Origin of the sequence: Simiduia agarivorans SA1 = DSM 21679 (assembly GCF_000305785.2) — a bacterium.
In the GTDB taxonomy this organism is placed as follows: domain Bacteria; phylum Pseudomonadota; class Gammaproteobacteria; order Pseudomonadales; family Cellvibrionaceae; genus Simiduia; species Simiduia agarivorans.
In genome coordinates this window covers 87,313-107,907 of record NC_018868.3, presented here as the reverse complement: position 1 = coordinate 107,907, position 20,595 = coordinate 87,313, and the positions used below count along the sequence as shown (strand labels likewise).

The 20,595-nt window shown below is 54.1% G+C and carries 18 protein-coding genes; 6 read left to right on the top strand and 12 right to left on the bottom strand.

Annotated elements, in window-relative coordinates; genetic code table 11:
• Positions 1-63: 63 nt before the first annotated feature.
• Positions 64-1,443 carry an OprD family outer membrane porin gene (locus M5M_RS00490; protein WP_015045507.1) on the top strand — a complete coding sequence of 460 codons (1,380 nt, stop codon included), beginning with the start codon at positions 64-66 and terminating at the stop codon, positions 1,441-1,443.
• A gap of 37 nt (positions 1,444-1,480) precedes the next feature.
• On the opposite strand, the gene cysS is transcribed toward M5M_RS00490, so the two are convergent.
• Positions 1,481-2,854 carry a cysteine--tRNA ligase gene (cysS, locus tag M5M_RS00485; protein ID WP_015045506.1) on the bottom strand — a complete coding sequence of 458 codons (1,374 nt, stop codon included), beginning with the start codon at positions 2,852-2,854 and terminating at the stop codon, positions 1,481-1,483.
• Between the two features lie 18 nt (positions 2,855-2,872).
• Positions 2,873-4,552, bottom strand: a complete 1,680-nt coding sequence (locus M5M_RS00480) for a glutamine--tRNA ligase/YqeY domain fusion protein (protein ID WP_015045505.1) — start codon at positions 4,550-4,552, stop codon at positions 2,873-2,875.
• 122 nt (positions 4,553-4,674) lie between these two features.
• Here M5M_RS00480 and M5M_RS00475 point away from each other — a divergent pair, with 122 nt between their 5' ends.
• The 3 genes from M5M_RS00475 to M5M_RS00465 all read left to right on the top strand — a co-directional run bounded on the left by M5M_RS00475 (position 4,675) and on the right by M5M_RS00465 (position 6,411).
• Positions 4,675-5,166 carry a peptidylprolyl isomerase gene (locus M5M_RS00475; RefSeq protein WP_015045504.1) on the top strand — a complete coding sequence of 164 codons (492 nt, stop codon included), beginning with the start codon at positions 4,675-4,677 and terminating at the stop codon, positions 5,164-5,166.
• Between the two features lie 5 nt (positions 5,167-5,171).
• On the top strand, positions 5,172-5,894 hold the full coding sequence (locus M5M_RS00470; protein WP_015045503.1) for a UDP-2,3-diacylglucosamine diphosphatase: 723 nt from the start codon (positions 5,172-5,174) through the stop codon (positions 5,892-5,894).
• 91 nt (positions 5,895-5,985) lie between these two features.
• Entirely contained in the window at positions 5,986-6,411 is a 426-nt protein-coding gene (locus M5M_RS00465) for a response regulator (RefSeq protein ID WP_015045502.1), read from the top strand.
• A gap of 12 nt (positions 6,412-6,423) precedes the next feature.
• On the opposite strand, the gene M5M_RS00460 is transcribed toward M5M_RS00465, so the two are convergent.
• The gene (locus M5M_RS00460; RefSeq protein WP_015045501.1) at positions 6,424-7,071 is read right to left on the bottom strand and encodes a MiaE family protein; all 648 of its coding nucleotides are present in this window, start codon (positions 7,069-7,071) and stop codon (positions 6,424-6,426) included.
• A 31-nt stretch (positions 7,072-7,102) separates the two neighbouring features.
• A complete protein-coding gene (locus M5M_RS00455) occupies positions 7,103-7,639 on the bottom strand; it encodes a DUF1289 domain-containing protein (RefSeq protein WP_016389125.1) in 537 nt (178 codons plus the stop codon).
• Between the two features lie 369 nt (positions 7,640-8,008).
• Here M5M_RS00455 and acnB point away from each other — a divergent pair, with 369 nt between their 5' ends.
• A complete protein-coding gene (acnB, locus tag M5M_RS00450; protein WP_015045499.1) occupies positions 8,009-10,633 on the top strand; it encodes a bifunctional aconitate hydratase 2/2-methylisocitrate dehydratase in 2,625 nt (874 codons plus the stop codon).
• A 173-nt stretch (positions 10,634-10,806) separates the two neighbouring features.
• Complete coding sequence (locus M5M_RS00445; RefSeq protein WP_015045498.1) at positions 10,807-12,261, top strand: diguanylate cyclase domain-containing protein; 1,455 nt, start codon at positions 10,807-10,809, stop codon at positions 12,259-12,261.
• Positions 12,262-12,346: 85 nt separating this feature from the next.
• Here M5M_RS00445 and M5M_RS00440 read toward each other — a convergent pair whose 3' ends face one another.
• The 8 genes from M5M_RS00440 to M5M_RS00405 form a co-directional block, all read right to left on the bottom strand.
• Positions 12,347-12,787, bottom strand: coding sequence for a hypothetical protein (locus M5M_RS00440; RefSeq protein WP_015045497.1), 441 nt, complete (start codon positions 12,785-12,787; stop codon positions 12,347-12,349).
• Positions 12,788-12,791: 4 nt separating this feature from the next.
• The gene (locus M5M_RS00435) at positions 12,792-13,862 is read right to left on the bottom strand and encodes a protein-glutamate methylesterase/protein-glutamine glutaminase (protein WP_015045496.1); all 1,071 of its coding nucleotides are present in this window, start codon (positions 13,860-13,862) and stop codon (positions 12,792-12,794) included.
• Positions 13,863-13,874: 12 nt separating this feature from the next.
• On the bottom strand, positions 13,875-14,513 hold the full coding sequence (gene cheD / locus M5M_RS00430) for a chemoreceptor glutamine deamidase CheD (RefSeq protein ID WP_015045495.1): 639 nt from the start codon (positions 14,511-14,513) through the stop codon (positions 13,875-13,877).
• A 1-nt stretch (position 14,514) separates the two neighbouring features.
• A complete protein-coding gene (locus tag M5M_RS00425) occupies positions 14,515-15,321 on the bottom strand; it encodes a CheR family methyltransferase (RefSeq protein ID WP_015045494.1) in 807 nt (268 codons plus the stop codon).
• 20 nt (positions 15,322-15,341) lie between these two features.
• Positions 15,342-17,246 carry a methyl-accepting chemotaxis protein gene (locus M5M_RS00420; RefSeq protein WP_015045493.1) on the bottom strand — a complete coding sequence of 635 codons (1,905 nt, stop codon included), beginning with the start codon at positions 17,244-17,246 and terminating at the stop codon, positions 15,342-15,344.
• A gap of 126 nt (positions 17,247-17,372) precedes the next feature.
• Positions 17,373-17,831, bottom strand: a complete 459-nt coding sequence (locus tag M5M_RS00415; protein WP_015045492.1) for a chemotaxis protein CheW — start codon at positions 17,829-17,831, stop codon at positions 17,373-17,375.
• A complete protein-coding gene (locus M5M_RS00410) occupies positions 17,831-18,382 on the bottom strand; it encodes a chemotaxis protein CheW (RefSeq protein WP_015045491.1) in 552 nt (183 codons plus the stop codon). Before M5M_RS00410 ends, M5M_RS00415 begins: the two co-directional genes overlap by 1 nt.
• Positions 18,369-20,594, bottom strand: a complete 2,226-nt coding sequence (locus M5M_RS00405; RefSeq protein ID WP_015045490.1) for a chemotaxis protein CheA — start codon at positions 20,592-20,594, stop codon at positions 18,369-18,371. The genes M5M_RS00410 and M5M_RS00405 overlap by 14 nt, the downstream gene beginning before the upstream one ends.
• Between the last annotated feature and the right edge of the window lies 1 nt (position 20,595).

Genomic DNA, 20,595 nt, shown 5'->3' with positions numbered 1-20,595 from the left:
CAAACAACTTGTGTAGTATCCTTATCCTGATTCCGATTCCATTCTTCAATCAGGGAAATCCCCATGATCAGGAAAACCGCCACACTCCCCTGCAGCCTGTTTGCGGCACTCACCCTAAGCATGGCATCTCAGGCCGACGTGCCCGAGAATTTCAAGGATATTCTGGACGACAGCATTGACCTGGAATCGGCTCAATCCGCGACAAAACCCGTCCACTGGGAACTTAAATTACGCAATATCTATTTTAATAAAGACCGGGATGAGACCGGTGCAGGCACCACGATTATCGACCAGTGGGGCCAGGCCGCTGAACTGAATTATTTTAACGGTAGCTTCAGCGAGCATCTGGATGTGGGGGCGTCAATTTACGGGGCCATAAAGCTTCGCGGTGGCGACGATAATCGCAGCACCGACATTTTCGAAAAGCTACCCGACGGCACAATGGATACCGGATACGGAAAAATAGGCCAACTTTTTGCCCGCGTAAAATATAACGACGCCAATTACCTGGCGGCGGGCGCCTCGACACTCGAATATTTAACGCTCGAGTCATCGGGCTCACGCGCAACCCCAAGCAGCTTCCTGCACCAAGCCATACACTTCGGCCAGGGCCACTGGCAAGCCTATGCAATGCACACCGATCGCTGGAGTGCACGTCACGCCGGTGACTACACCCGTTTTACCAACAATGCGGGCGATCAGATTGATAATCTGGTGCTGGTCGGCGCCCGATACTCCAACCAGCAACTCTACCTGAATGCAGAGACTGGCGAATCCAAGGACTACCTCAAGCGCATGCATCTGAGCGGCGGCTACCGCTTTGCGATTGATAACGGCGACCACCTGGAACTGAAGGTAACTTACCTCACGGCGGTCGATGCCGGCCACCTGTACGACTCAACCTTTGGCGAGCGGACAGCCGGTACCGGACTCGACGGAAAAAAAGCCAGCATTTCGATGGAATACCAAAGTGATGACATCGATTTTGGTGTCATGCTCTCGCGCAACGGAGATGATGGCTTCGATCACTACTGGTACAGCGAAGACCACGGCGCCATGGTTCACTGGAACAAACGCCAGATCTCCGAATTTGTAGCTGCCAATGAAAAAGTTTTTCACGCACAGTTTAATCAAAAGATCATCGACTCCCTGCCCGGCCTACAATGGGGATTGAGTTTCACCCATGGCAGTGACGCGCGCGCCAGCCAGGATTTCCAGTCAGACCCGAACAACCCCAACCTTGAAGGCACCGAGTGGGAAGTGGATTTAGCGCTTCGGTATGACTTCAGCGATGCGGGCATGCCCGGGCTGAATCTGACCTTCATTTCTGGTTACTACCGCAACAACATCAACGAATACGACATCTGGAACAATAAAAACCTCCGCTCCAATGCCAACGCCACCGACCACCGCGTTTACCTTGATTACGTGCTGGCCTTCTAGCGGTCAAAAAAAAGGGCCCCGCGGGCCCTTATTACCATTACTCCCGGCGCCAACGGGTGCCGTCTTTGCTATCTTCCAGCACCACGCCCTCGGCCTTCAGCTGATCGCGAATTTCATCACAACGCGCCCAGTTCTTATCGGCCCTGGCCTGATTGCGCTCGGCAATCAATGCCTCAATCTGATCTTCATCAATCGCACCAGCAGCGCCGGCCTTAAACCAATCGTCAGGCGATTTATTCAACAAACCTAACAACCGGGCAGCCGCCAGCACCTGACCTTTCAGTGCCGGCTTATCGGCTGCATTGGCCTTGTTCAGTTGTTTGATCAATGCGTGCAGTTCGCTCAAAGCCAACGGCGTATTCAGGTCATCCTGCAGTGCCTGCATAAACGCGGAATCGGTTATATCAACATCCTCCGCCTGCACATCTTGCAACGGACGCAGTGCCGCATAGAAAGTGTCCAGATTGGTTTTGGACTGTTCCAACAATTCTTTGGAAAAATCCATATCCGACCGGTAATGCGCGCTCAGCAACGCCAAGCGGATGACTTCACCGTCGTAGCTTTCCAACAACTCGCGCACCGTGCGGAAATTGCCCAGTGATTTGGACATCTTTTCGCCATCAATATTCACGAAACCATTGTGCATCCAGTAACGCACAAAAGGCTGACCATCATGGGCACAGCAGCTTTGTGCAATTTCGTTTTCGTGATGCGGGAAAATCAGGTCCTTGCCACCACCGTGGATATCAATGGTGGTGCCCAGATGCTTTTCGATCATGGCAGAACACTCTAAGTGCCAGCCCGGCCGACCGTATCCCCACGGCGATTCCCAACCGGGTTCATCGCCAGTAGACGGTTTCCACAGCACAAAATCACCCGCATATTTCTTATACGGAGCAACTTCTACCCGCGCACCGGCCAGCATGTCGTCGAGCGAACGGTTCGACAGCTTGCCGTAATCCGCCATACTCTGCACCGCAAACAATACGTGACCTTCGGCCGCATAAGCATGCCCTTTTTCAATCAACGCATTGATCATTGCGATCATTTCCTGCAGATGATCGGTTGCAAATGGCGTGATACTGGGCTCTAAATTGTAAAGTGCAGCCATGTCCTTTTTGTATTCATCGGCATAGCGACTGGACACATCCGATATGGTGACCTTTTCGTCAAAGGCAACCTTCATGATCTTATCGTCAATATCGGTGATATTGCGTGCATAAGTCACTTTCGGGTAAAGGCACTGCAGCAGACGGAATAATGTGTCAAATACCACGACCGGTCGGGCGTTACCGATGTGCACCAGGTTGTACACCGTAGGGCCGCACACGTACATCTTGACCCAGCTCGGATCGATAGGCGTAAAAACTTCTTTTTGCCGCGATTGCGACGAGTAAACCTGTAGTGCCATAGGAAGATCTTTAGTCCGTTATACTTTGTTAGCCCAGTTATCTTTCAAACCGATAGTTCGGTTGAACACGGGTTTTTCTGCGCTGCTGTATTTACTGTCCACACAAAAATACCCTTCGCGCTCAAACTGATACGCCTGCTCTGGCTTGGCGTCTGCCAGACTGATTTCTGCATAAGCGCGTTCGATAATAACCAGGGAATCCGGGTTCAGCGCATCCAGAAAATTTTTGTCACCGGCATCGGGGGCCTCATCGTTAAACAGGCGGTCGTACAGGCGCACTTCAATGGGCAGATTCTCAGTGGCAGAGACCCAGTGGATCACTCCGCGTGGGTTCACGCCTTCAGGCGGGTTAGCGCCAACGGTATCCGGCACCAAGGAAGCGCGCAGTTCCACGGTATTCCCGGCCTCATCTTTGATGGCCTCTTCCGCCTTGATGATGTAAGCCCCACGCAAACGCACCCACTCACCCAGCACCAGGCGCTTGAACTTCTTGCGCGACAAGCTGGTGTCTTCAGTGAAATCATCGCGCTCGATAAAAATTTCACGCGTAAATGGCAGCGAACGCTCACCCAGTTCAGGCTTGTTAGGGTGTACAGGCTGGGTCATGTTTTCAACAGCGCCGTTGAAGTTGGTAATCACCACTTTGAGCGGGTTGAGCACACACATGGCCCGCGGCGCCATATCGTTCAGCTCGTCGCGCACCGCAAATTCAAGCATCCCCACGTCCACCGTACTGGCGGCTTTGGTGACACCAATCAGGTCGCAGAACTTGCGCAAGGCACTGGCCGGGTAACCCCGGCGGCGCATACCGGATATGGTGGGCATGCGCGGATCATTCCAGCCATCCACGTGACCTTCATCCACCAGCTGTTTGAGTTTGCGCTTGGAGGTCACCGTGTAATTGAGTTCGAGCCGGGCAAATTCGTATTGCCTGGGTTTATGGGGAACCGGCAGGTTATCGATAAACCACTCGTACAATGGCCGGTGATCGGCAAACTCAAGCGTGCAGATGGAGTGGGTAATGCCCTCAATGGCATCCTCCTGACCGTGAGCAAAATCGTAAGTGGGGTAGATACACCACTTGTCGCCGGTCTGGTGGTGCGCCAGCTTGCGAATACGGTACAAAATCGGGTCGCGCAGGTTGATATTAGGCGCGGCCATATCAATTTTGGCCCGCAATACACAGGCACCTTCGTCGTACTCGCCAGCGCGCATTTTTTCAAACTCGGCCAGATTTTCTTCCACCGAGCGGTCGCGGAAGGGGCTGTCTTTCCCCGGCTCTTTCAGGGTGCCACGGTATTCCCGCGCCTGCTCTGGCGACAATTCGCACACGTACGCCTTGCCCGCCCGGATCAAATGCAGTGCCCACTCGTAGAAGGTATCGAAATAGCTGGAGGCATAGCGGATATCGCCACTCCACTGGAAACCCAGCCAACGAACATCCTCAGCAATGGCATCCACGTATTCCTGGTCTTCCTTACCGGGGTTGGTATCGTCAAAGCGCAGATTGCACTCGCCACCAAATTCCTCTGCCAGGCCAAAATTCAGACAAATGGACTTGGCGTGACCAATATGCAGGTAGCCATTGGGCTCGGGCGGAAAACGGGTAATGACTTTGGTGTGCTTCTTTTCGGCCAGGTCCTGACTGATGATTTGAGCCAGAAAGTGCTGGGGTTTGGCGACTGTAGGTTCAGACATGGTAATTCGATATCCGGTGAATTGGGTGGCCCGCAGGTTTTCGCGGGCAGGCAAACGGCGTATTATAGCGGTCTTACCGTGCGCAGACACCCACCATCCCGCAGTTTTTAAGGATACAGGCAATGATTACCCTACAAACCAACTTCGGTAACATCGACATCGAGCTGGACTTTGACAAGGCCCCCAAAACCGCCGCCAACTTCCAACAATACGTTGAGGAAGGCTTTTACGATGGCGTGATTTTTCACCGCGTGATCGATGGTTTCATGATTCAGGGCGGTGGTTTCACGCCCGATATGCAGCAAAAACAGACCCGCGACCCCATTGAGAACGAAGCTGACAACGGCCTGTCCAATGACGAAGGCACGCTGGCCATGGCCCGCACGATGGATCCCCACTCTGCCAGCGCCCAGTTTTTCATCAATGTGAAGAACAACGGCTTCCTGAACCACACCGGTAAGAACACCCAGGGCTGGGGCTATTGCGTATTCGGCAAGGTGGTCAATGGCATGGACGTGGTCAAGCAAATCAAAGCCGTGAAAACCGGCTCCAGCGCAGGCCATCAGGATGTACCGGTTGAACCCGTGATCATCGAAAAGGCGTTTGTCGCCTGACCCGCATGACAACACTGTTTATCTCAGATCTGCATCTGGATGCGAAACGCCCGGCCATTACCCGGGCGTTTTTGCAGTTTTTGACGGAAGAAGCACAGGCGGCCACCGCCCTGTACATTCTGGGCGACTTATTCGAAGCCTGGATCGGTGACGACGACGACGCGCCCTTGGCGCTCGAGGTGCAGGCCGCGCTCAAGGCATATAGCGACGGGGGCAAACAGCTGTTTTTCATGGCCGGCAACCGGGACTTTCTGATTGGCGACGACTTCTGTGCCAATACCGGTGCCACCCTGCTGACCGATCCCACCCCTATTGACCTGTACGACCGCCCCACCCTGTTGTTGCATGGCGATACACTGTGCACCGACGATGTGGAGTACCAGGCATTTCGCGCACAGGCCCGCAACCCCGCGTGGCAGGCCCCATTACTCGCACAACCCCTGCCTGTCCGCCGACAACTGGCGGAGAAGATTCGCGCAGAAACCCGCTCACTTGCCGCCATGAAAGCCGAAGACATCATGGATGTGAACTCGGCGGAAGTAGACCGGGTGATGCAGGCCAATGGCGTCAGCCTGATGATTCACGGACACACTCACAGACCTGCCCGCCACGCCGTCAGCGCGGGCGAACGCATTGTGCTGGGCGACTGGCACACACACCTGTGGTTCTTGCGCGCCGACGAAACCAGCCTTTCTCTGGAACAAAAGGCCATCGAGCCCCCACGGTAGCCGGATTGCGGCTACTGCCTGAACCCGCGGGAAGTTTTTCAGTCAACTGCTAGGCTTTGGGTAAGCTCCTACCCGTTTCAGAGGCCTCTAGATGGATGCAGCATTGGCAAAACAACTGAGCAAGCGCCGCGTGCTCATCATCGATGACATGGACTCAATACGGAATGTGGAAAGCGCCTGCGTAAAGCAGCTGGGGTTCAACCACGTGGAGGCCGTCAGCAATGGCAAACTGGCACTGGATCACATTCAGAACAACACCGTGGATATCATCATCTGCGACTGGGATATGCCACAGGTCAACGGCCTGGATGTACTGAAGGCGCTACGCGTCATGCCCGGCCACAAAACGACGCCATTCATTATGGTCACCGGCACCCATGACGAGGAGCAGGTGAAACAGGCGGTAGCCGCTGGCGTGACCGACTATCTGGTAAAACCGTTCCAGCCCAACCAATTGGCCTATCGGGTATTGCGCTGCCTCAAAAGCCTGATGTCAAAACCCGACACACCACAATAAAACCGGTCGGCTTCAGGCGGGCACGCCACTATGGAACCGAAACTCCGTGTCAGAGCCTTGAATCAGTGCCGCTTCTGCATCGAGCAACTTGTCCAGCTGGCGCTCAATCACATCCGGTTGTTCAACTTTTGCCGCCAGCGCCAGGTAGTCCTGATAATGCCTGGCCTCGGACTTCAGCAGTGACAAATAGAATTTCTGCAAGGCCTCGTCCAGGTGGGGCGCAAGCGCTTCGAATCGTTCGCACGAACGCGCTTCGATGATCGCACCCACTAACAGGGTGTCAGCTAACTTGGCTGGCTCGTGGGTCCGGACCAGCTGACGCAAACCTGCCGCGTAGCGCGCCGCAGACAACTGCTCATACACCACCTGGCGTTTTTTCATAAACGCCAGCACCTGCTCGAAGTGACGCAATTCCTCGCGCGCCAACCGGGACATTTTGTTCAGGAGCAGAAACGCCGTCTCCGGCACCAGGTTATAAGGGCCCTTGTCCGAATTGTTCATGCCGTATTTCCACATCAGCCCCTGCGCAGTCTGCGCGGCCTTGAGCTCGCAATTGGCATGATCAATCAGCAGAATTTCGGGGTGCGCGAGCGCGGCGTCTATCCAGCCCTGCGGAGTCTCGCAGCGCAGGAACGCACGGATTTCAGGAATGGCGGTCATAATTCAACGGCTTACGGCAAAGCGCGGCATTCTAGCAGCCCTGCGATGCCGGGTCAGCTTTATCCTTGGTCAGCCCCGGAAGGATATAAGCCTCGTAGTAAGCAACCGACAGCGCGTAGTAATCCGCATCGATATCCGCTTTTATCTGCGGCAAAGGAGACCGGGTTAACAGGCGCAAGCCAAAATGCGCCGGCTCCCGAATGGATTTTGAACCCGCACGCAATAAATCAAACACCCAGCACAAGGGCTCCCGGTCCTGTCGGTACCTGACCCGCTGAAGCTCCAATTGGTTTTGCAGTGCGTTCACATCCTCTACCACCACGTAGCGTGCCACCACCTGCGCCATGAAGCCTGCCAGCCGGTTTTCGATGATCCGGCGCTGCGCCTCCGAGTAGGCATTCCAATCAATGACCTCGTGAGAGAAGCGCTTGCAGCCCCGGCAAACTGCATCGCCGATACCGGTGGAACAAATGCCGACACAGGGTGTTTTTACGGGCGTTAACATGGACAACAGAAATGAATTCAGGTGTTTGAACGGGCCCGACACCATACCCAGAGTCGCGCGCAAAATCCACCGCAGCTGCTAAGCTATAGGGCGCGGTGAGTACTGATGAATGCTTCTGAAATATCATTCACAACATGAATAGTCACTATGTAAGTGTTTGATTTCAGAGCGATCGACTTAACATCGACCCGCGAGTCCGGTAGAATTTTGCGCCCGCCGAGCGCTGATTTTTGGGCCCTGCCCCAGCGATCTCATTGCCTCAGAGAGGCCGGCTGCAATCTCTGCACCCAGAGCCATGCAGGCCAAAAATTCCTCCGGTGCGCGAGAACCACGCGCCAGAGGCCACGAAAGCAACCCAGCCAGTGAGCCCCTTCAAATTTGGCTCCTACGCCAGGTGCTTTCACACACAGTGATATACAGAGGACATTCATCGTGCTTGAAGCCTACCGCAAACACGTCGCCGAGCGCGCCGCCGAAGGTGTACCCCCCAAGCCCCTGTCAGCCGAGCAAACTGCCGAGCTGGTGGAGCTGCTGAAAAACCCGCCGGCCGGTGAAGAGGAAACCCTGCTCGACCTGATCACCAACCGCGTGCCACCGGGTGTGGACGAAGCGGCCTACGTGAAAGCAGGCTTCCTGTCCGCGGTTGCCAAAGGTGAAGCCAAATCCCCTCTGATCGATGCGAAAAAGGCCGTTGAGCTGCTGGGCATGATGCTGGGCGGTTACAACATTGAAACGCTGGTTGCCCTGCTGGACGATGCAAACCTTGCCAGCGTTGCCGCAGAACAGCTCAAACACACCTTGTTGATGTTTGATGCCTTCCACGACGTGGAAGAAAAAGCCAAAGCCGGCAACGCCCACGCCAAGGCCGTACTGGAGTCCTGGGCCAATGCCGAGTGGTTCACCAAGCGCAACAAAGTGCCCGAGTCCACCAAAATGGTGGTATTCAAAGTCACCGGCGAAACCAACACCGACGATCTGTCGCCGGCCCCCGATGCCTGGTCGCGCCCCGATATCCCCCTGCACGCCAACGCCATGTATAAAATGGCGCGCGAAGGCCTGACCCCGGACGATCCGGGCAACGTTGGCCCGCTCAAGCAGATCGAAGCGATCAAGGCCAAGGGCCTGCCCGTTGCGTTCGTGGGTGATGTTGTAGGCACCGGTTCCAGCCGTAAGTCGGCCACCAACTCCGTGCTGTGGTTCTTCGGCGACGATATCCCGGGCGTGCCCAACAAGCGTGCCGGTGGTGTATGTATCGGCGGCAAAGTCGCCCCCATCTTCTTCAACACCATGGAAGATGCCGGTGCATTGGTCTTTGAAGCGCCGGTCGACAACATGAACATGGGCGACGTGATCGAAATCCGCCCCTACGATGGCAAGATCCTGAACGAAGCTGGCGATGTGATCTCCGAGTTTGAGTTCAAGTCCGACGTGATTCTGGACGAAGTCCAGGCCGGCGGTCGTATCCCGCTGATCATCGGCCGTGGTCTGACCCAGAAAGCCCGCGAATCCCTGGGCCTGGGCGCCAGCGACCTGTTCCGTCAGCCGGAAGCACCGGTTGACAGCGGTAAGGGCTTCACCCTGGCACAAAAGATGGTAGGTCGCGCCTGTGGCCTGGCCGATGGCAAAGGCATCCGTCCCGGCACCTACTGCGAGCCCAAGATGACCACCGTGGGTTCACAGGACACCACCGGCCCCATGACCCGTGACGAACTGAAAGATCTGGCGTGCCTCGGCTTCTCTGCCGACCTGACCATGCAGTCTTTCTGTCACACCGCGGCTTACCCCAAGCCCGTGGACATCGACACCCAGCATACCCTGCCCGACTTCATCATGAACCGCGGCGGCGTGTCCCTGCGCCCGGGTGACGGCATCATCCACAGCTGGCTGAACCGCATGCTGCTGCCCGATACCGTGGGCACCGGTGGCGACTCGCACACCCGTTTCCCGATTGGTATTTCTTTCCCCGCCGGTTCCGGCCTGGTGGCGTTTGCGGCGGCTACCGGCGTGATGCCGCTGGATATGCCCGAGTCTGTGTTGGTGCGCTTCTCCGGCAAAATGCAGCCAGGCATTACCCTGCGCGATCTGGTGCACGCGATTCCGCTGTACGCCATCAAGGAAGGTTTGCTGACCGTCGATAAGAAAGGCAAGAAAAACATCTTCTCTGGCCGCATTCTGGAAATCGAAGGCCTGTCTGACCTGAAAGTTGAGCAGGCGTTTGAGTTGTCCGATGCCTCGGCCGAGCGTTCCGCTGCCGGCTGTACCATCAAGCTGGATAAAGAACCCATCATTGAATACCTGAACTCCAACATCGTGATGCTGCGCTGGATGATCGAACAGGGCTACGGCGACGTACGCACCCTGGAACGTCGTGCGCGCAAGATGGAAGAGTGGCTGGCCAATCCCGAGCTGATGGAAGCCGATGCCGATGCCGAATACGCCGCGGTGATCGATATCAACCTGGACGACATCAAAGAGCCTATCGTGTGCTGCCCGAACGACCCGGACGACGCCAAGGTGCTGTCTGAAGTGGCCGGCGACAAGATCGACGAAGTGTTCATCGGTTCGTGCATGACCAACATCGGTCACTTCCGCGCCGCCGGTAAACTGCTGGCCGCCACCAAAGGTGAACTGTCTACCCGCCTCTGGATTGCCCCGCCCACCAAAATGGACGAGCACCAGCTGATGGAGGAAGGTTTCTACAACATCTACGGCGCCAAAGGTGCGCGTACTGAAATGCCCGGTTGCTCCCTGTGTATGGGTAACCAGGCCCGCATTGCGCCCAACTCCACCGCGGTTTCCACCTCTACCCGTAACTTCCCCAACCGCCTGGGCACGGGTGCCAATGTGTACCTGGGTTCAGCCGAATTGGCGGCAGTTGCCGCAGTGATGGGCAAACTGCCCACCCCGGCGGAATACCTGGAGTACGCCAAGGAACTGGACAGCATGAGCAGCGAGATCTACCGCTACCTCAACTTCAATGAAATTGAGTCCTTCCAGAAAGCCGCCGACGAAGGCAAACGCATTGCCGCGGTCGAGATCCAGGAAGTGCGCGTGTAAATCGCTTCTACGCGTAATCACAAAAGCCCCAGCATGCTGGGGCTTTTTTTTGCACTGACGCCGGTGCCGGCGACCAGGGGGCCTGCGCATCAAGCCGGATATTTTTCGATCACTAGCAGGCTGTTGTCCTATACTCTTGGCTCAAGGACAAACCTCTCCACTATAGGCGCCGGATGCGACTCGGAAAACTGATCTGGATACTCAGCGCCCTGCTGTGGGCGAACAACAATCACAGCTCTGAGTTGGCACTGACCCCAGCGCAGCATCAATACCTGTCGGACAAAGGTCGCATCGCCTATTGCGTGGATCCGGATTGGCATCCGTTTGAATCCATTGAACAAGGCATGCATATTGGCATGTCGAGAGACTACATTAACCTGTTGGAATCCATGATCGGGACCAGCTTTTTCCTGGTGCCCACCCGATCCTGGAGCCAGACACTGAAATATCTGGCCGAGCGTCGTTGCGATATGATCCCGATGCTGAACCATACCGAAGAACGCGCACAATTTGCCCGCTTTACCGACGTGTACTTCAGGGATCCCAATGTGATGGTCGTCCGGCTCGAACACAAGCACAGTATCAACAACTATGAAGACCTGACGGCGTCTCATAAGGTTGCCGTTATCAAAGGCTATATGCAGGATGAATTTCTGCGCAAGCATTTTCCGCACATCAATACATTGCCCGTGAATTCGGAATTAGATGGCCTGATACAGGTATCACGGGGAAAGGCTGACGCCATCGCCGGGTCACTTCTGGCCATGACCTACCACATTCAAAATCTGGGCTTATCCAATCTTCATATTGCATCAGATCTGCCACAGCGCGACGAACTGCGGATGGCAGTCCACAAGGATGACCCTGAACTGCAACGTATACTCGATACCGCTCTGGCCCATATCGAACATCAACAGCATGCCGAAATCTACCGCCACTGGAATCCTATCAGCATTTCACGAAAAACGGATTACAGCCTGGCCTGGCAGGTCGGCACTTTATTTCTTCTGATATTGGGGGTCATGGTAGAGCGCTACTGGTCGGTTCGCCTGCTCAACCACCGACTGGCCGAATCCAATCAGCAATTGCGCCAGGCGCAATCACAACTCGAAATAAAAAATGAACACCTGACACATCTATCACGCTACGACAGCCTGACCGGCGCCCTGAACCGGCGAGCCATGCGAGAGCTAGCAGAGGATGAATTGCAACGCTGGAAACGCCAGCCGAGCATTATCAGCTTGCTGGTGCTGGATCTGGACAAGTTCAAACTTATCAACGACAACTTCGGACACACGATTGGCGATCAGGTGCTCAAAAACTTTACGCAACGGGTCAATCATTGCCTGCGGGAAACCGACCGATTGGCGCGCTGGGGTGGCGAAGAATTCCTGATTATATGTCATCACCAGCACAAAGATGACGCCACCATTCTGATCGACCGGATAATGACCGCAATCAGAGCCGCACCGGATAATAACCTGCCTGAATACCGCTGCAGTATTGGCTTCGCCTACTATCAGGCCGGCGACAGTTTTGAGCGTTGGTTTGAACGTGCAGATGAAGCGCTGTACCAAGCCAAAAGCGCTGGAGGCGATCAATACTGTGAATCAAGCCAGAACACATAACCCGGAATATTGCATGAACCCATGCCATATCAGACGCATCGGAACAACGAAAAGCACAGGTTTACCGCGATACTGACAACCTGTTTCAAAAAAGCTCCGCGTCGCCCTCATCCATCGACGACTGGTGTATATGTCGCCCCTTGATAGACTGCTCGAACGCCTTTTGCAGCGCTGAAAAGGCCTGAGTGTGCTGTTGAAACCGGGCGGGGTCTCGCTCTTCGTTCAGCAGAGCTTGCAACAAATCCAACTGCCGATGCAGCAGTTGCAAACGCCGGATACTCGATTGGCTTATTTGTGCATGCAAGTCACCCAACTGATTACTTCTCATCAGTTGGTAGAGTGAAGTGCGCGCCGATACCGACAAATCCTCCTTCGCCAGATCAGCAAGGGCACTACCTGACACCTCGCAAGAAGACACGACCAACCCCTGTGCACGCAGCAATTCTTCTATCAACTGTTCACATTCCGCGCGCGCATAAACCAGATGGGACTGCAATAGCTGACGCCACTCATCTGCCTCATCCATGCTGCTAACCACTACGACGCCCGAAACAAAGCTGCACCAAACGTCCGGCCATTTCGCACAATGGCTTCACCTCCTCTACTGCGCCCTGCTCCATCGCTACGCGGGGCATACCCCACACGACACAGGAGTCCTTATCCTGTGCCAGTGTATAGGCCCCGGCTGAACGCATCCGGCCAAGGCCTGCCGCTCCGTCCATACCCATACCGGTCAACAGCACACCGATCGCCCGGTCTTTTACATGTTCGGCGACTGAGTTAAACAGTACGTCCACCGATGGCCGGTGCCGATTGACTTTGGCCGTATCTGACACTTTCAGGCCTATACGACCTGTAGCACACCGGTTAATTTCAAGATGCCAATCTCCCCCCGCCAGGTAGACCGTATTCTGCTGTAATCCAACGATACCTTCGCTGACCGCCATCACCTGGAAAGCCGTAATCACACCTAATCGCCTGGCAAAGTTTTCTGCAAACTTTGGCGGCAGATGCTGCACCAGAACTACCGGCGGCATGCCCATGGGCAAACTGCATAAAATCTCTTTAATCGCCTCTGTACCGCCAGTTGAGGCGCCAATGACAATAACATCAAAAGGGTTCACGGCTGCCGGGTCGGGCTTCACTACCCGGACTTCACTGAACTGATGTTGCTTGGCATTGTGCTCAATTGCGGTGATATTTGCGCGGGCACAGGCCTTGAGCTTCTGTACAATCTCACCGGCCAATCGCTGCAAACCATGCTCCGGGTCACCTACGGGTTTGGTGACATAGTCAACCGCCCCTAACTCCAACGCTTCTAATGTGATGTCTGAGCCGCGCGCGGTGAGCGTTGAGACCATGAGCACAGGCATCGGCCGCAAACGCATCAGGTTTTTGAGAAACGCAATCCCATTCATGCCGGGCATTTCCACATCGAGCGTTATAACCTGCGGATTGTGCAGCTTAATGAGTTCTCGCGCTTGGTAAGCGTCTTCTGCACAGGCAACTACATTCAACACTGGATCAGCGTTTATGATTTCGGTCAACAGTTCACGGACCAGGCGAGAATCGTCTACTACTATGACACTGATCTGTTTCATATCCGGTATGCCCTACTCGAACAATTCAATATCACCGTCCATGGATTGATTAGTGATACCTTCCCGATAAGTACTTTCTCTGCTTTGCACGGTCCGGTTACCCATCTCCGGCAGTCGCTTAATAAACACCTTGCCATTAACCGGGTCAAATAGCACTTTGCGCGCCGACGCGCCGAGCAAATCCTTGGAGACCAGCGTTATTTTCTCATCCCGTAAATAGCGACAGACAAATTCACTATTGACCCTGCCGATATCACTCATCCCGGCAATTAAGTTTGCACCACCAAATACCTTAGCCACCAACTGCTCCCGCCGCGCGCCCGCTTTGAGCATTTCGTTGATCAGATGCTCCATCGCATAATTGCCGTAACGGGTTGCTTCGCTTAACTGGTTGCCCCATCGCACGGCGTCGGGATGATCCCCTGTAACCGCCAGCATAAAATGATTCATCCCCCCCACTCCGGCGCGCGCATCCCATAAGCAGGCGGCGACGCAAGATCCCAGCGTGGTTGCGATTAACTCCTGATGCACCGATACAAAAAACTCGCCGGGCAGTATCTTAGCGGTTACACGATGACGCTGCCGATCCCAATACCGGTTAATGTGTTCAAAACCGGCCCTGACCGGCACACTGATTTCAAGCCTGGCCATGTTATTGACGCCTGAACATGGTTCGCCCCACCGGCACCAGCCCCATCACCCGCCGATCAAGCGATTCGCTGTGCCCCAGACATAGCAGCCCGCCTGAGTGCAGTCTCTGAGCCAAGCGGGAGACCACCTGATACTGGGTTTCGCGATCAAAATAAATCAACACATTACGACAAAAAATGACGTCAAACTGACCTCGCATTGGCCATTCGTTCAACAGATTCAACTGGCGAAAGCGAATCAAAGTAGATATCTCTGGTTTTACTTTGCACAATGCATTGCGTTTATCTTTTAAAAAATACCTGGCTTGTTCGGCCGGCGCGATATCTTTAACCGCCGACATGGGGTAACACCCCTGACTGGCCACATCGAGCACCTCCGTGTCCAGATCGGTCGCCAGTATCAGCTTATCGTCAAGCTCATGATCTGCAAAAACTGATCTCAGGCACATCGCCAGGGAATAGGCTTCCTCCCCCGTAGAGCAGCCAGCGCTCCAGAGCCGGACTCGACCTGAGCCGGCACGTTTGAGCTGGGGCAAATATTCCTGTTTCAAATATTCAAAATGATGATACTCCCGAAAAAATCGGGTCAGGTTAGTGGTAACCGCATTTATAAAAGCCGGTAACTCTTGTTGCGCATTGCGCCGAATATAGTTGCAGTAACCGGCAAAGCTATCAATTTTCAGAATCCTGATTCGACGCATGATGCGGCGGTATAGCATGTGTCTCTTGGCTTCACCCAAAACAATGCCAGAATGCTCATACACTAAACTGCACAGAAAACGAAAATCGGCAGCTGACAGTTCGTACAAACCACCCTCCGACGATGAACTCAGAACTCCTCCCATTCCTCACCGCCTGACGTATGCCGCCCACCGGCAGGCCGCACAGCTGGCCGGGCATCAGGCAATTGGCGCCGCTTCGGGCGGGTCATTGGCATATCATCCTGACTAAAATAGGAAACCAGATCGAGTAAACTTCTTGCTTGCTCCTCCATAGCCCGACTGGAGGCCGATGCTTGCTCTACCAGAGCGGCGTTTTGCTGTGTCATTTCGTCCATTTGAGACACCGCTTGGGACACTTCATTGATCCCTGCTGCCTGCTCTTTGCTGGCGATATTGATTTCGCTGATATAGCTTTCCACAGACATCACAGCGTCCGACAAATCTTTCAACGTATCGCCCGTATTTTTGACCAGACGGGAACCTTCGCCAACGGCCTCTACGCTGTCGCTGATCAGGGATTTGATTTCTTTGGCAGCACTGGCGCTGCGTTGTGCCAGATTGCGGACTTCTGCAGCAACAACTGCGAAGCCTCTACCCTGCTCTCCCGCTCGCGCAGCTTCCACCGCCGCATTGAGCGCCAACAGATTAGTCTGAAAGGCAATTTCGTCGATGACGCCAATAATATCCTCAATTTTTTTGCTGGTACGCTTGATGGCATCCATCGCGTCGATCGCTGAAGCAACGACTTGGGTGCCATCGGAGGCTTTAGTCATCGCTTTGCGAGACAGCTCCGAAGCCTCTGACGTTCGGTTTACATTTTCAGACAGCGTGGAAGCCAGTTGCTCCATGGCGCTGGCCGTTTCTTCCAATGAGGAGGCCTGATTTTCTGTTCGCTGACTGAGATCCAGATTGCCCTGGGCGATTTCTCTGGCGGCGTCCAGCACTGTACGTGAGGCCAGTTTTATCTCCCCGACCAGTTCACTTAACTTTGCATTACTGGCATTAAGACCACCCGCCAAATCAGAGAACCGACCGCCAAAATTACCCTGCACCACTTCACCCAGATTGCCACCGGAAACCGCTTCGGCCACCCGTATGGCCTCATCGATGGGGCGGCTGACAGAGTCCAGCAACTCATTAATGGCACTGAAAATGATCTTATCAAAACCCTGATAACCTTCAGTGTCTATACGTGCAGACAAATCGCCCTCGCTCGCGGACTTGATCAGCCCTTCCAATAAAGTTTCTGTTTCTCTGATATGAGTTGTGTCTTCCCATTGCACTGCATTGCCAAGATGGTTTCCTATATCATCCAGAAGCGGGATGGCTGTCAGCCTGAAGTGCAAGTCCGCTACCTTAATATTGGCCACATACGGTAAATTCGCCGGATTAGACAGAATGGCCTTCTGATGCGCAGGATTCTGATGAAAGGTATCAAAATTGGTACCCACCAATCTATCCACCGAAAAATTGGGAAAGCTCTTGCGCAACTCCGGCTCACGGTTTCTCAGCATGGATTTAACCGCATTATTGGCGTATACAATGTTGCCCTCCAGATCCGCCATCATTAAACAGTTTGTCATGGCGCCAACGGAGCTTCTGAACCGGTAGCTGGCCTGTTCATGCTCTCGGGCATCGGTTACATCACTCCATTCCAGCGTATTACCAACGTAGTTACCTTGCTTGTCTATTATGGCCGTCACGTTGAGTTCGATTGTTAAGGGCCCGATCTGAATATCCGCCTTGTGGGGCAGATTGCTGGGATTGGATAACAGTCGTCGCTGATGCTCCGGGTTTTGATGGAACTGATCGATACAGCCTCCCATCAAATACTCTTCTGTAGCTTCAAATGCAGGCCACACACTGCGCAAACTGCTTTCATGCTTCCTGAACAGTTGCAGCGTGGCGCGATTCATATAGGTGATTTTGAAATCCCGATCTATCATCATGATGGCGGTAAGGGCATTATTGATCGCAGATTGAAAGTGCGACTGCATATGATCAGCTTCCATTTCCAGCTCTCCTGGTAGAATTACCGCCTGAGTTCAGCAACCGAAGGTCAGTTGCCGGGCCAAGCGAATCAAGTAGTCCACGACCGGCATCCAATTCAACCGGCTTCATCGTTATAACAGTACACATCAGCCCGCCTGCACGGATTGCAGGGGTCTGAACATGACATCCGGATCCATCAGTGCATCCATTGCCAACACCAGAACCAATCCATACGGCCCCTCGAACATGGACTCGATAAAACCAACATCGATGGACGCTCCGAAACCGGGGGGCTGTAACTGGCTTCCGGCCGGGATATTGATCATGTCTTGCACGTTATCCACCAACAGTCCAATCCTATGTTGATGACCCGGTAAATTCAGATAGACCACTACGGAGGTTTTCCCCGGTTTTATAGCCGCCAATCCAAAGCGCGCACGCAAATCGATCAGCGGCACGATGATGCCACGCAAATTGACCACACCCAGAACATAAGCCGGTAAGGTTGGCAGGGGTGTCGCCCCCTCCCAGACGCGAATTTCCTCTACCGCTGACGCATTCAATGCATAACGCTCACCCGCCAGATCAAAAATCAGAAAATCCATTAATCTGACTCCAGCGCCAACATTTTCTGGGTATCCAAAAGCGTTAACGTTTTATCTTCCAGGCTTATCAGCCCGGCATATAATTCATACGGGATCTGATTTGCGCCAGGCGTTCCGACCTGTACCGACCCGCTATCCTGTGCGATTACGTCCGTTACTGCATCTACCACAAACCCCAGCGATCGACGCGTGCCCTCAACACACTCGGACAGAATGATAACCACCGTTGTATCCACCACCTTTGCATCACCCACACCAAGCAGCAAACGCAAATCCAGTATAGGGACTATGTCCCCACGCATATTGATCACACCCAAAACATGATCGGATGCGTTCGGCAGACGTGTTGCGTTGGAATAGCGTCTTATCTCAGTCACTGCCCGAATATCAATAGCGTAGTACTCATCCCCCACCAACAATGTCATCAGCTGGTTACCCTGCACCAGCATATCCAAATCGTGCAACAGATCGATTGCCTGCTCATCAGCCGCCAGATCCTGCAACACCAAAGGCGCACCGACTGATTGACTGGCAGTATCAGGCAACGGCATAAAGCCCCCTGCGACCAATACCTTTCTGATACAGCTTGTACAAACCCGGCACATCCAGAATCAAGGCAACCCTCCCGTCACCCAATATCGTCGCACCTGCCAAACCGTCTACCTTGCGGTAATTTTTTGATAGGCTTTTTATCACTACCTGCTGCTGGCCAAGCAGCTCATCAACCAGGAGGGCCAATTTTTGTCCAGCCGCCTCAACCACTACGATGAGGACATTTTCCGATACCAATGCCTGGGGGTTAAATCCGAAAATTGCCTCGAGACTGACGACGGGTATGTTCTCGTCTCGCAAGGTATAAAAACATTGATTAGCAGCCGCCTTGCGCAACCCACTACGTCGCACTTGCACAGATTCCACTATATTGAGCAGTGGCGCCACATACACGTCACCCGCCACACCCAGCAGCTGTCCATCCACTATCGCAAGCGTCAGAGGCAGTTGGATACGGAACCGGGAGCCTTTACCGGGCTCGGACTCCACCGCAATCGAACCGCCTAGCTCATGAATATTGGCGCGAACCACATCCATGCCAACACCGCGCCCACTGACTTCACTCACAGCTTCTGCTGTGGAGAACCCCGGATGGAAAAGTAACTCTATCGCTTCAGCCTGAGTGAGCGTTTGATTCGGCGCGAGCAGGTTTTTTTCTACCGCGCGCGACCTCACTCGGTCCAGTTGAATACCCGCACCATCGTCTTTGACTTCGATAACAATATTCCCGCCCTGATGAAAGGCCCGGAGGCTTATCACGCCCTCCGCTGGCTTATCTGACGCAAGCCTGATTTCGGCTGGTTCAATGCCATGGTCAACCGCATTGCGAATCAGGTGCACCAAGGGATCACCAATGCGCTCCATGACTGTCTTATCCAACTCGGTTTGTTCACCGGTAATATCCAGTCGTATACGCTTGCCCATTTTTGCGGACAAATCGTGCAGCATGCGCGGAAAACGGTTGAATACGAAGCTGATGGGTAACATGCGGATACGCATCACACTTTCCTGCAAATCCCGGGTTTGCTGGGTGAGTTGCTGCAACCCGGAAATCAGGCGCTCAAAACGCTCGTTCTCAAGCTCCCGACTCATGTCATTCAGCATGGATTGGGTAATCACCAACTCGCCCACCAGATTTATCAGATCATCTACCCGGTCAGTACTGACCCTGATTGATGTACTTTGCGAGGCTGTCGGCTCCCCGGATGATATACTGGCGGTTGTTACCTGCACCCCGCTGGCGGTGTCCGGTTTGGTTATAGCGTTGTCACCCTGATGGGTATCTGGGAGAGCGTCATCTGCTACGGCATTATTCTCGGTAGGTGCAGATTCGGTCAGAGTATTCCGTTCGGTTGCCTGACCAGCAACCGGCGCCTGAGTATTAACGGTAACCTGACTCACGGGCTTGATGTCCAGCTCACAACTATCGGATACCCACTCAAACACTTCCTCTATCTGAGCTTCACTCACATCGCCTTCAAGACAAAGTTTCCATGACAGAAAGCACTCATCGGGTTCCAGCTGGCCAAATGCCGGCAGACGCGAACTGTCTGCGCGCACATCCAGCTTGGCTAATGTGGCCAATTCGCGAAATATCCGTGAAGGCTCGTTACCCGTGAGCAGAATATCGGGCTGTGGACAAAAACGAATAAACCATCGCTGATTGCCACCCGCATACCCTCCGCGTTCGCCTGGCGCTGATTTGACCGCCGTGCCATCTGCGCCAGCGCCAGCGCCTGCAAATTCCTTATGCCCGACCGGATCCATGACTGTTTCAGTGACGGTGTCTTTTGGCGCGACAATGGTGGACGGAGACACACCAGCTTCCGCAAGTTGAACCAGACTGTCATGCAGCCCCTGGTATTGTTCGAAGGGTACCGGTTGCTTTTGTTGATGCCCGGCAATCATCCGGCGCAATATGTCGCAACTCTGAAATGCAACCTCAACCACCTCGTCTGACAGATCCCGTTGGTGACTGCGCACCTGGTCCAGTACCGTCTCGAGGTGATGGGTTAACTCAGCGATATCACTAAAACCGAAAGTGCCCCCACCGCCTTTGATAGAATGGGCTGCGCGGAATATGGTATTAATCACACTGTCTGACGCATTGCCATTCTTAACTACGTCAAGCAATGCCTGTTCCATTGCATCCAGCCCCTCCAGACTTTCGTCAAAGAAGATCTGATGAAACTGAGAGAGATCAATTGACATA